Raw genomic sequence first — 12,229 nt, 5'->3', positions numbered from 1 at the left:
CTCAGCCGGGAGGTCGAGGATTCGTCCAGAATTCGTCCAGAATTCGTCCAGGCGGCGGCCCGACTCTGGTCTTGCCAAACCGGCACACCCGACCAGCACAAGGAGACATAACCATGTTCGGACACCGCCTGTCCCGCACGATCGCCAGCGCCCTGATCGCCGCCACGGCTGGCATCGGTGGCGTCGCCGTCGCCGCGACAGCCACCGCCGCTCCCAGCGCCCCCAGCACCACAAGTGACGCTCGATTCCTGAACCTGATCCGGCAAGAGGGCATCGGATTCGCCTCACTCGCGGCCGCAATCGGCGACGCCCACCATGTCTGCCGCGCCATTGCAGGCGGCCAAACCCCGGTCGCCGTCAGCAAGGACATCCTTCACAATACCGACCTCACCACCCGCCAATCCGCGGTCTTCGTCGTCGCCTCGGTCGACACCTACTGCCCGCAATACCACAAACTCCTTGCCGCCTGACCCACCCGTAAGCGCGGGGCCGGGCCCGGGCCCGGCCCCCGCAACCCAGGCGAGCCACGGGTGCCGACCGGACCTGCGGCAGAGGCCCCAGCCCGTACGCGACCGCACAGATCCCGCCCGCGACGGCGGGCGGAACCAGCAAGCACCGGCACCGCGGTGTCACTCCTAACGGCTTGGGCCAGCCGTCACGCGACGGGAAGTTTCGGGCGGGACGCTGGGAAAGTGCCTGCCAGGCTCGCTATCACGCTCATAATCAAGTGAGGTGGGCACATCGATACCCCTGAAGGAGTCGAACGCGATGGCCGACACCGGTGTGAGCTTTCGCGTATTGGGGCCCTTGCAGTTGACTATCGGCGACAGCACGGTGGAGCTGGGCACCCCGAAACTGCGCGCGGTGGCCGCGATGTTGGTGCTCAACCGGAACCGTCCGGTCGCAATCGACGCCCTGACCAGCGCCGCGTGGGAAGACTGTCCGCCGCCGAAGGCGCGTGCCAGCATCCATTCCTACATTTCCGACCTCCGTAAGATCTTTGCCGACCACGGTGTCGACCCGCGGGCCGCACTCGCGACCGCTGCGCCCGGCTACCGGCTCGCCGTCGCCGACGCCGACTACGACCTGGCCCGGTTCACCGCCGCGAAGACCGCTGGCGTTAAGGCTGCGGCTGTCGGGCAGTTCGAGCAGGCCAGCCGACACCTGACCGCGGCCTTGAACGAATGGCACGGTCCGGTGCTGGCCGACCTGCACGAGTTCCAGTTCGTAACGACGTTCGCTACGGCGTTAGACGAAGACAAGCTGCTCGCCCACACCGCGTACGCCGAAGCCGAAATCGCGGGCGGACGCGCCCACGAGGTCATCGTGGAACTGCAGACGCTCACCGCCCTGTACCCCTATCGGGAACCGCTGTGGGCGCAGCTCATCACCGCGCTGTATCTGGCCCACCGACAGGCTGACGCGCTCGACGCCTGCCGACGTCTACGCACCATTCTCGAGCACGATCTCGGCATCGACCCTGGACACACTATCCGTGATCTGGAGACACGGATCTTGCGTCAACAACCGCTCGACGTCATACAGGCCGCGATGACCACCGCCACGCTCCATATGAAGACGTTGGAGAACCGGAGCGCCGGACAAGGTGGCTCGACCACTGCACACCTGCGTGATCTCACCACCGGCAGCGACTATCCGCTCCGATCCGCCTCCACCAAGATCGGTCGTCTGCCCGACAACGACATCGTGCTCGACAATGCCGCCATCAGCCGCCACCACGCCGTCGTCGTCGACACCGGTACCAGCTACATAGTCTGCGACCTGCGGTCCGCCAATGGCGTGCACATCCACAACCAGCGCATCCGCGGCAGCGCGGCCCTCACCGACGGCGACCGAATTCGCATCGGCGACCACCAGCTGATGTTCGAGGCATCACCAAATTGACAGCGCGCCTGCGGGGATCGTCAATAGAACGGGTACCGCTTCCGATGCTTGTGCAGATGAGTGGCCACGTCGTACAACGGGTCACCGAAGAGCGCGGAACTCCCAATCGATGGAATACGACCGCATCGTCGTGAATGAACGCTTCGTACGCGTCGAGGAATACGACATACGGTTTATTCCCCGCTGTCGCGGCCTTCAAATCCTCGGCGAATAGATACGACACTGCGGCTTGCAGATTGGCGAGGCTGAGTTGATCGAGCTCCTGCAGGATCGGGTCGTGTCGGATCTGGTGCGTGCGAACCGCGAGCACCCGATTCCTCTTTGCGGTCCCCTCGCGTTGAGCACTGCCTAGATCCTGTCAGACAGCGATGTGGTTCGCGGCGTAACCGATGGGGTCTTTAGGCCTGCGTGGGCTGAGCGGGTGCTCGGCGTCGCCGCGCCGGACAATGTCTCGCCCGGCGCGACTGCCGAATGAGGGCCGGGGCTACCCGCCGACGTTTGTAATCAGTCCGGACTGTCGGAGGAAGATCAGGTTGTCTTCGTAGTGCCATCTTCGATGGTTCGGGCGTCGGGGTTCGCGTGTTGGATGTCGAGTGAGAGGCGGTTCATGCGAGACGACCTCCGCCATCGATGTGCAGGGTGGTGCCGGTCAGGAACGGGTTGGTCAGGGCTAGGAGGGCAGCGGCGGAGATGTCGGATGGGTGACCAACTCGGCGGGCGGGGTTCGTGGTGGCGATACTTGCGAGGAATTGGTTCTTGTCGGGGCCCAGTCCGTCCCATGCGCCGGAGTCGACGATGCCTGGGGAGAGGGCGTTGACGCGGATGGGTGCCAGTTCGACTGCGAGGGCTTCGGCGAGAAAGCTCACCGCGCCGTTGGTGGTGGCCATGACCGCCCGTCCCGGCGCGGGCCGCCAAGCCGCGACGCCGGAGAACAGGAGGATCGCGCCCCCGCCGTGAATTCTGGGGGCGAAGTGTTTGGCGAGCAGGAGAGGGCCGATAACCTTCGCGTCGAATGCCTGATCGACGGCGCTTCGATCCAGCTGCGTCACAGGACCGTTGGCGTGTGCGGCCGCCACCGAGACCAGGTAGTCCAGGTTGCCGATCTGCTCGGCGAGCACGCGGATCGAATCCTCATCGGTCAGGTCGACCGTCGCGCCGACCACAGACGCACTCGGCCCGGACGGATCGTGAGCGCCGTTGGTCGCATAGTCGTCCACAATCCGGGCAACCGCACGATCGACGGCCTCGCGATCCCGTCCGGCGAGCACGACATGCGCACCCGCATCAAGCGCGTCCGCGGCGATCTGCCGCCCGATTCCGGAACGTCCTCCGATGACGAGCAGCTTCTTCCCATTCATCGCATCCGACATGTTTTGCCTCCTCGGTGTTTGTTGCCTTTCACCGAGATCGAACGTGGTCCGGCACCGCCGCAATCCCATCGCGCCATGAATCTTTTCTCAGTTTTCGATAGAATCTCCGAATGGCAACATTGCGCGCCCTGGAATGCCTTGTCGCCGTGCTGGATTACGGCTCCGTGACCGAAGCCGCCGCGCGCCTGCACATGTCGCAGCCCGCCTTGTCGCATCAGATCGCGGCCCTGGAACGCGAAATCGGCACGCCGGTGGTGCAGCGGCTACCGCGCGGCGTACGCCCGACCGCGGCAGGCCGGGCGATCGTCGCGGACGCGCGGGCCGCGCTCACCGCCGCGGAGCGGGTCGTCAGCACCGGCCGCGCCATCGCTGAGGGCACCGAGGGACAACTTCGCATCGGTTGCGCGGAGAGCATGACGGCCGGACTGCTCGCGCCGGTCCTGCGTGCCTGGCATCGGCGAAGCCCAGGCATCCACCTCGCATTGACGGAACTGTCGAGCGCCGACGCGCTGGCTGAACTGGCCGCGTCGGGGCAGGTGGATATCGCAATCGGTCCCCAGCCTGCGCATTGGGACGGACAGTTGGATGTCATCGGCACGGAGGAGATCGTCGCGGTCTTGCCGACCACCGAACAGACAAGTTCGGCACTGACTTTCGCCGATATCGCGGCCCAACCGATCGTGCATTATCACCCGGACAACGGCCTCGGCGTCTGGCTCGACCAGATCGCCGCCGACCACAGCGTCACCCTCACCGCGGCGACCCGAACCCGTCAGGCCACCACCGCAGCCCAGCTGGCGGCCGCCGGACTCGGCGTCGCACTGGTCCCGACCACCGCGTTGACCGCGTCGTTCAGCGGCGCGGTAGCCAGTATGAAACCACGTCTGACCCGGAACGTCGTGGCCTTGACCTGCACGCCGAATGATCCACTGGTACAACGCTTCACAGCTGACCTGCATCGTCGCGGCATTCCAGTTCCCGCGTCGATCGCAGCCCAGCTCACCCCGCGCTGACGGGAGAGCACCGAGTTCGGCTTCCTCGCCATCGCTCGCAGCGCAGAGACGTAGCCAGCGCAGTCCGCGTGGCTGCACCACGCGCCGGTTATTAATGCCACGCGGACCCGCAGCACCCACCGAGATCGCCCCGGCGGTGATTTTCCCCGAACTGGTCGGCCCTGATCACCGCCGACAAGCCACCTACCGCTCAGTGCTTGCGCACCACCCGCTCCCCCTGTCCCGGCTTCCAGATGGTGATGTCCAGGTGATCGTCGATGACCTCGACGGTGGAGGCGCTGGTCAGGTCTGCGGTGTAGAAGTGGTCGAACTCTTGGTCGCGGATGTCGAATCCGGATTCGTCGAACAACTGTTGTGCGAAGCGGGCGTGCACGTCTTTGTCCGGGAGGTCGATAACCGTGCCGAAGAGCTTTGCGTCACCGTCGCCGACCTGTGTGTCGACGGTCGCGGTGTGCAGGCAGAAGCGGGGGTCGCGGGCGAGATCCTTGAACTTGGTGGTGTTCGGCATGCCCGCGATCACCAGCATGTCCTCGAAAATCCGCGGTTCGACGGGGCTGATGCGCGGGAAACCGTCGGAGCGCAGGGTACCGAGCATGCAGAGATTGCCGGTGGCCTGGTGGCGACGAGTGAACACGGTCGCGATGCGTGGGGCTTCTTCGGTGAACTGGCTCCATGTGGTCATGCGGTCGACGGTACGAGCCAAACATGCCATCTTCTGTCAGGTTTTATGGCTAATCTCGAATCATGCGAGCGAGTCGACTGGTGCAGCTGTTGTTGCTGCTGCAGACCCGCGGCCGGACCACGGGGCCGGAGCTGGCGCGCGAGCTGGAGGTGTCGGTGCGCACGGTGTATCGCGATATCGAGGCGCTGTCGGCGGCGGGCGTGCCGATCTACAGCGAACCGGGTCGGACCGGTGGCGTGCGGCTGGTCGACGGGTACCGCACCCGGTTGACCGGTCTCACCACCGAGGAAGCCGATGCGGTACTGCTCGCAGGACAACCTGCGGCCGCCGCTGATCTCGGACTAGGCACGGTATTGGCGACCGCGCAGCTCAAGGTGCTGGCCGCATTGCCACCCGAATTGCGCGGCCGGGCAACACGAATCGCGGAACGTGTGCACGTGGATGCGCCGGGCTGGTTCCGCCGCCCCGACGAAACACCAACGCTGGCAGCGGTTGCCGATGCGTTGTGGCACGACAGGCGACTCGATATCCATTATCGGCGTAAGGATCGCGCCGTCGAACGCCGCCTCGATCCGCTCGGCCTCGTGTTGAAGGCCGGAACTTGGTATCTCGTCGCACGCGACGGATCGGCCATCCGCTCCTATCGGGTCAGCCGGATCACCTCGGCTGTGCCGTCGGGCGAATCCTTCACGCGGCCAAATGATTTCAACCTCGCTGCGCATTGGTCGGAATCCGCCGATGATTTCGCCCGATCGATGCTTCGAGTGCGGGCTCGCTGCCGGATCGCGGCCGCCCAGCTGCCGCTGCTCCGGTTGATGATCGAGCCCGCCGCGGTCGTCGAGGCGATGGCATCGGCAACCGAACCGGACGCCGAGGGCTGGGTTGAAGCAACCATTCCCTCGGAGTCCTACGAGGTTCTAGCGAGTGCGATCCTGCCGCTCGGCCAATTCTGTGAGGTTCTCGACCCGCCAGAATTCCGCGACCGGCTCGCTGCCACGGCCTTCGCGATGGCCGAGTGCTACCGAGGCCCGCGAGTTCCCTGAGCCCACCCACCCAGCGCAAAGAGTGTGCGCAACCTCAGCGCAGCGAGCGGAAGAATGCGCGCACATCGCTGGTCAGCAGATCCGGCGCCTCCATTGCCGCGAAGTGACCGCCCCGGTCGTATTCGGTCCATCGCACGATGTTGTGCTGCTGCTGCGCGAGCACACGAATGGAATTGTCACCGGCGAATACCGCTGCCGCAGTCGGCACGCCGGAATTCCGCAGCGGCATCCCCCACGAGTCCCCCTCCCCGTACAGCCGGATCGAGGAGACGAAGGTCCTGGTGAACCAATAGAGGCTGACATTGGTCAGCAGCGCATCGCGATCCACCGCCGCATCGGGCAATTCGAGCGCGGGATTGGTCCAGCGCTGAAAGAGATCCACGATCCAGGCCAGCAGCCCGGCGGGCGAATCGTGCATGCCGATGGCCAGGGTCTGCGGGCGGCCCGCCTGCACCATCGCATAGCCGTACCGGGTGTAGCTCTCGCTCCCAGTGAGTTTGTCCAACTTCGCCCGATCCTCGGGGCTGTAGTCCGGCTCTGTTCCGTCATCGCTCCAGGACGGCAGTGTGATCGGACCGTTCACATGGATGCCGAGCGCATGGTCGGTGGCGATGCGCCCCAGTTCGGTCGAGACGAAGAAACCCGCGTCACCGCCCTGCGCCCCGTACCGGTCGTAGCCGAGCCGGGCCATCAACTTTGCCACCACCTGCGCGAACTGCTCTGTCGAACCGTCCCCGACCTTCGGCCCGACCTCGGAGAAGGCGAATCCGGGCAACGACGGGATGACCAGATGGAATGCATCGGCCGGATCCCCGCCGTGCGTGCGCGGGTCGCTCAAAGGCCCGATCACATCGAGGAATTCGACGAACGAGCCGGGCCAGCCGTGGTTCAAAACCAACGGCACGGCATCGGGTTCGGGCGAGCGGACGTGCAGGAAATGCACCTGCTGTCCGTCGATCTCGGTGACGAAGTGCGGCAGCTCGTTCAGTCGCGCTTCGACCGCGCGCCAATCATATTCGGACCGCCAGTACTCTGCGAGGTCCCTCATATACGAGATGGATGCGCCCTTATCCCAACCGCTGCCCGGGATTTCATCCGGCCACGCGGTATTCGCCAGCCGGGCGTGCAGGTCATCGATCCGGGCCTGCGGGATCTCGATGCGGAAGGGGCGGATGTCCTGTTCGGTGCTCATGGAAACGACGCTATGACCCCCTTAGGACAGGCACGTTCCTAAGAATCTGACATTCTGGATTTCGTGTTGGAGACCTCGGCGCGCCTGCTCAAATTGCTCGCCCTGCTGCAGACCCACCGTGACTGGGCCGGAGCCGAACTCGCCGAACGACTCGGCGTCACCGGCCGCACGGTCCGCCGCGATGTGGATCGGCTGCGTGAACTCGGCTACCCGGTGCACGCCACACAGGGCACCGCGGGCTATCGGCTGGGCGCCGGGGCTGCCCTGCCGCCACTGTTGCTCGATGACGAGGAGGCCGTCGCGGTGGCGGTCGGCCTGCGCAGCGCCTCCGATGGCACCGTCGCGGGTATCGAGGAGGCATCGCTGCGCGCACTCAGCAAACTCGAGCAGGTGCTGCCGCCGCGACTGCGCCACCGCGTCCGCACGCTGCGTGGCGCGACGGTTCGGGTCGGGACACCGGACGCAACGGTCGAACCGGACACCTTGATGACCGTCGCCGAGGCCTGTCAACGGCACGAACGCCTGCGCTTCGACTATCGCGCGCACAGCGGCGCCACCACCCGCCGTACGGTGGAGCCGCACAGCCTGGTGCACTTCAGCAGGCGGTGGTACCTCGTCGCCTGGGATGTCGATCGCGGTGACTGGCGCACCTTCCGGGCCGACCGCGTCTCGCCCCGAACACCCACCGGCCCAAGCTTCACTCCGCGTGAGCTCCCGGAAGGCGATGTCGCGGCGCACCTTTCGCTACAACTGTCGTCCCGGGCGTGGCCGCATCAGGCAATTGCCCTGCTGCACAAGTCCGCCGAGGATGCCGCGGCGAATGTCTGGCCCGGCATGGGCGTCATCGAAGCCGTCGACGACCACAGCTGTCATCTGCACGTCGGCGCGGATACGCCGGAGGCACTGGTCTGGATGATCACCTCGGTGGATATCGACTTCACACTGCTCAGCGGCCCACCCGAACTCGTCACTGCCATCCGGGCCCAAGCCGACCGCTGCGCAACCGCCCTCCGCAACTTCGACTGATTCGCTCGACAACGCCGATCGGACACCGCCACAGGCGCTTTCACCTGCACCGACAACGGCATTGAGTCGCATGGCCGCCCGCCCCGCGACCACCGGCACCCGACTCCCCTTGCGCGACAGCACCCCATACGGCCCGACCGGTGGACGACTCGACGGCTTTCACCACGCATGCGGCCATTACAGACCGCAGCCGAATGGCGGCCCGCTACGCCCTGATCCTGGACGCGACAGCCCGCCATTGCCACGAATTGGTCAGCCCGGCAACGGGATTCGATCACGATGCCGGGCTGATGCGAGCTCAGCCGACAATCGCGAACAGCACCGCCGCAACCGCGAAACTCACCACCGACAGCACGGTTTCGAGCACCGTCCAAGTCTGCAGCGTCTGCTTCACCGTCAGGTTGAAGTACTTCGAAATGATCCAGAAGCCACCGTCGTTCACGTGGCTGAGGATGATCGAACCCGCCGCGATCGCCATGGCGATGAGTGCGATGGCCATCTGCGAGTATCCGTGCCCGGTGACCAGCGGCGCGACAATACCGCCGGTGGTCACGATAGCGACGGTAGCCGAGCCCTGGGCGACGCGCAGACCACAGCTGATGATGTAAGCGAGCACGATCACCGGCAGTCCGGCGGCAGACATGGTGTCGGCGAGCGCGGTGCCGATGCCGGTGGCGGAGATGACCTTTCCGAAGAACGCACCCGCACCGACCACCAGCAACAGCATGCCGACCGGCTTCAGCGATTCCGCGGTGAGCGTACTGAGTTCCTGCACACTGGAACCGCGCCGCACGCCGAGCAGATAGAAGGCGACGAGCACCGCGATCAGTAGCGCGACGGCGGGCGTGCCGAGGAAGGTGAGCACCTGCAGCAGTCGCGACTCCTTGTCCAGCCATTGGCTGCCGAAGGTCGCGCCGAGAATGAGCACCAGCGGAATCGCGATAATGCCGCCGATGAGACCGACTGCGGGCGGACGTGTCTCGGTGCGTACTGCCTCCGGATCCGTTGCGGTGCCCGGACCTTCGCCCTTCGCCGCAGGCTCGGCTTCCGGCCGCACCAGGAATTCGGCAGGCACCTCGACCTGCACCCGCTTACCGATGTAGGTGCCCCACACGATGCCTGCGGCAATGAAACCCGGGATGCCGCAGATGAATCCCATGATTATCAGCCAGCCCAGGCTCACCCCGAGCAGACCACCGAGTGCGACCGGACCCGGATGCGGCGGCAGGAAGGCGTGGGTCATGGACAGACCGGCCAACATCGGCATGGCATACAGCACCAGCGATCGACCACCGCGCTTGGCGGCCACATAGATCAGCGGCGCGAGCACGAAGATGCCGATATCGAAGAAGACCGGGATGCCGAAGATGAGCCCGAGCAGACCCATGGCGACCGGTGCGCCTTTCTCGCCGAAGATGCTCAACAGCTTGCCGGTCAAAACGTCCGCGCCACCGGAACGTTCGAGAATCGCGCCGAGCACCGTGCCGAGGCCGATAATGACCGCGATATGCCCGAGGATGCCGCCGAAACCGGTCTCCAGCAGCGAATCACCGGGCTTGATCGCCGTACCGACGATCTTCGACACCGGTAGTCCGGCGGCCAGCGCCAGCCCGAGTCCGGTGAGCAGCAGCGCGATGAACGGCTCCAGCTTGACCTTGATAATAGCGAGCAGCAGTACGGCAATCGCGAGACCGCACAGCACCAACAATCCGGGTGTTGTAGTGCGTAGCCAGTCGACAGTGGTGCCCATGTGGGTACCTCTCAATTCATGGATCGAACGAATAACGCCGCGCGCGAGGCGATTTCGGACCATCGGCCCGCGGCGACGTCGGATGGGGCCACGACATCGGTACCCGCGGTCACGGCCACGGCTCCGTTGGCGAGGAATTCGGCGGCATTGCCCGCATTGACGCCCCCGGAGGGAATGAGCGCCGCATCGGGGAAGGGGCCGCGCAGGTCTTTCAAATAGCCTGGACCGAGCGCCCTGGCGGGGAAGATCTTCACCGCGGCGGCGCCGAGGTCGAGTGCGGTGAGTACCTCGGTGGGTGTGAAAGCGCCCATGACGACCGGAATATCGCGCTCGGCCGCGACGGCCGCGACCTCCGCACGTACACCGGGTGTTACGAGGAACCGTGCGCCGCTATCTATCGCGGCCTCGGCCTGATCGGCATGCAGTACGGTTCCGACACCGACAACCGCATCAGGGGCCGTTGCGGCGATACGTAAGTAATCGAGCACACCCGGTGTCGTGAAGGTGAGCTCTAACGTACGAATCCCCGAGCGTGCCAACGCATCCGCAAGTGCCAGCGGGTCCGGAATCTCCGGCGCACGCACCACACTCAGCACGCGGTCGGCGCGTATGACCTCCAGAGCGCTCATGGTGGTCAATATGTCTCCTTCCGCGTGGCATCCATGCGCAGCGCACGTCCGGCGAGCTTGCCGGTGGGCGCGCCGTTCTCGATGGCGAATTCGCCGTTGACCAGCACGTGTTGAATACCGCGTGCCTGCTGCTTCGGGTCCTCGAAGGTCGCGGCATCGGCGATCGTCGATGGGTCGAACAACACGAGATCGGCTGCATACCCGGTGAATACGTGTCCGCGGTCGCTCAGCCGCAGCCGCTCGGCGGGCCGTCCGGTGAGGTGGTGCACGCACTCCTCGAGCCCGAGCACGCCGAGTTCGCGGACGTAATGGCCCAGATAGCGCGGGAAGGTGCCCCAGGCGCGCGGATGCGGCCGCGCGCCGACGAGCAGTGCGTCACTTCCACCCATATGCGCCGGATGCACCATGATCGCGCGCACGTTCTCCTCATGCCCGACGTGCTGCAGGATGGTGGTGGCCAATTGATCTCGGCGCAGCAGGTCGAAGAAAACCGCGACCGGTTCGCGACTGGTATCGGCCGCGATTTGCGCGACGGTCCTGCCGACGCACTCCGCCAACTCCGAATTCGCTACACCGCTGATCTGAATGGTCTCCCATTCGACCGTGACGCCGTGGCAGCCGTCGGAACCATTAACATTCACGTCCAACGCGATTCGCGCACGCATCGCGGGATCGTCGATGCGAGCCAATGCCGCATCCGGACCACCGGACATCGCCCAACTCGGCAGCAGCGCCGAAAGTGTGGTCGAGCCGGGCAGATACGGATACGTATCCAGGGTGATATCGCACCCCTCGGCCCTGGCCGCATCGATCAAAGCCAGGAATTCCGGCGCGCGCCCGCGGTTCACGCCGAAGTTCATGGTCGCGTGGGTGAGATGCAGTGCGCATCCGGTGCTGCGAGCCAGGCCGATCATCTCGGCGTACGCCGCCAACGCGCCCTTACCGTAGGAGCGCGTATGCGGCGCATAGAACCCGCCGTATTCGGCGACGATCTCGCACAGCGCCGCCAATTCACCTGTGTCCGCATACATTCCGGGCGTATAGGTGAGTCCGCTCGACATACCGACCGCACCCTCACGCAGCCCCTGTGCGAGCAAGTCCCGCATTCGCCGGATCTCCGCCACCGTCGCAGACCGCTGTTCGCTACCGACAACCAGCAGCCGCAGTGTGCCCTGCGGTACGAGATAGGCGGCGTTCGGCGTTATGCCCTGATCGAGCCGGTCCAGGTACTCCGCGACCGTGCGCCAAGAGAAGTCCAGATCGGTGGGATTACCATTCCATCCGGCGATCTGACGCCGCAGCACCGCCAGGGCGGCGGTATCGATCGGGGCATACGAAAGCCCGTCCTGTCCGATGACCTCGGTCGTGACGCCCTGGCTGATCTTCGGGAAATGCCCGGGCTGCGTGAGCAGATGCAGATCGGAGTGCGCGTGCATATCGATGAAGCCGGGAGCGAGCACCGAACCCGGTGCATCGATGAACCTGGCCGCCTCGGTGATCGTTCGCGGGTCCGCGATCGTGCTGATCCGTCCTCGGTCGATGCCGACATCCGCGCGGAAACGTGGCGCACCCGTGCCGTCTATGACGTCGATATCGCGAAACACTAAGTCCGTCATGGC

The 12,229-nt window shown here is 65.5% G+C and carries 11 protein-coding genes; 5 read left to right on the top strand and 6 right to left on the bottom strand.

Translation table 11 applies throughout. The features are described 5' to 3' along the window. Window positions 1-113: 113 nt before the first annotated feature. Together ACIBJI_RS26980 and ACIBJI_RS26975 are read left to right on the top strand one after the other, a co-directional pair. Window positions 114-470, top strand: coding sequence for a DUF732 domain-containing protein (locus tag ACIBJI_RS26980; RefSeq protein ID WP_364352219.1), 357 nt, complete (start codon window positions 114-116; stop codon window positions 468-470). A 298-nt stretch (window positions 471-768) separates the two neighbouring features. Beyond that, window positions 769-1,905 (top strand): BTAD domain-containing putative transcriptional regulator, encoded by a 1,137-nt coding sequence (locus ACIBJI_RS26975; protein ID WP_364352222.1) that lies wholly within the window; start codon window positions 769-771, stop codon window positions 1,903-1,905. A 605-nt stretch (window positions 1,906-2,510) separates the two neighbouring features. Here the strand turns inward: ACIBJI_RS26975 and ACIBJI_RS26970 are convergent. After that, a complete protein-coding gene (locus ACIBJI_RS26970; protein WP_364352225.1) occupies window positions 2,511-3,275 on the bottom strand; it encodes an SDR family oxidoreductase in 765 nt (254 codons plus the stop codon). 110 nt (window positions 3,276-3,385) lie between these two features. On the opposite strand from ACIBJI_RS26970, the gene ACIBJI_RS26965 reads away from it, so the two are divergent. Next, the gene (locus ACIBJI_RS26965; RefSeq protein WP_364352228.1) at window positions 3,386-4,288 is read left to right on the top strand and encodes a LysR family transcriptional regulator; all 903 of its coding nucleotides are present in this window, start codon (window positions 3,386-3,388) and stop codon (window positions 4,286-4,288) included. A 190-nt stretch (window positions 4,289-4,478) separates the two neighbouring features. On the opposite strand, the gene ACIBJI_RS26960 is transcribed toward ACIBJI_RS26965, so the two are convergent. After that, entirely contained in the window at window positions 4,479-4,970 is a 492-nt protein-coding gene (locus tag ACIBJI_RS26960) for a pyridoxamine 5'-phosphate oxidase family protein (RefSeq protein WP_364352231.1), read from the bottom strand. Between the two features lie 62 nt (window positions 4,971-5,032). On the opposite strand from ACIBJI_RS26960, the gene ACIBJI_RS26955 reads away from it, so the two are divergent. Next, on the top strand, window positions 5,033-6,013 hold the full coding sequence (locus ACIBJI_RS26955) for a helix-turn-helix transcriptional regulator (protein ID WP_397086434.1): 981 nt from the start codon (window positions 5,033-5,035) through the stop codon (window positions 6,011-6,013). A 34-nt stretch (window positions 6,014-6,047) separates the two neighbouring features. Here ACIBJI_RS26955 and ACIBJI_RS26950 read toward each other — a convergent pair whose 3' ends face one another. Further along, window positions 6,048-7,205, bottom strand: coding sequence for an epoxide hydrolase family protein (locus ACIBJI_RS26950; protein WP_397086432.1), 1,158 nt, complete (start codon window positions 7,203-7,205; stop codon window positions 6,048-6,050). A 63-nt stretch (window positions 7,206-7,268) separates the two neighbouring features. Between ACIBJI_RS26950 and ACIBJI_RS26945 the strand changes: the two genes are divergently transcribed. Continuing rightward, window positions 7,269-8,231, top strand: a complete 963-nt coding sequence (locus tag ACIBJI_RS26945) for a helix-turn-helix transcriptional regulator (RefSeq protein WP_397086430.1) — start codon at window positions 7,269-7,271, stop codon at window positions 8,229-8,231. A gap of 298 nt (window positions 8,232-8,529) precedes the next feature. Here the strand turns inward: ACIBJI_RS26945 and ACIBJI_RS26940 are convergent, their stop codons facing one another. The 3 genes from ACIBJI_RS26940 to ACIBJI_RS26930 are packed head-to-tail and all read right to left on the bottom strand — an operon-like array spanning window position 8,530 to window position 12,226. Then, complete coding sequence (locus ACIBJI_RS26940) at window positions 8,530-9,981, bottom strand: gluconate:H+ symporter (RefSeq protein ID WP_364352243.1); 1,452 nt, start codon at window positions 9,979-9,981, stop codon at window positions 8,530-8,532. Window positions 9,982-9,992: 11 nt separating this feature from the next. Then, window positions 9,993-10,610, bottom strand: coding sequence for a bifunctional 4-hydroxy-2-oxoglutarate aldolase/2-dehydro-3-deoxy-phosphogluconate aldolase (locus ACIBJI_RS26935; RefSeq protein ID WP_397086468.1), 618 nt, complete (start codon window positions 10,608-10,610; stop codon window positions 9,993-9,995). A gap of 5 nt (window positions 10,611-10,615) precedes the next feature. After that, window positions 10,616-12,226, bottom strand: a complete 1,611-nt coding sequence (locus ACIBJI_RS26930) for an amidohydrolase family protein (protein WP_397086428.1) — start codon at window positions 12,224-12,226, stop codon at window positions 10,616-10,618. Window positions 12,227-12,229: the final 3 nt, after the last annotated feature.

Origin of the sequence: Nocardia sp. NPDC050408, from assembly GCF_044458905.1 — a bacterium.
Taxonomy (GTDB): Bacteria; Actinomycetota; Actinomycetes; order Mycobacteriales; family Mycobacteriaceae; genus Nocardia.
Note: the sequence above shows the minus strand (reverse complement) of the source record. Positions and strands in the feature narration are given on the sequence as shown.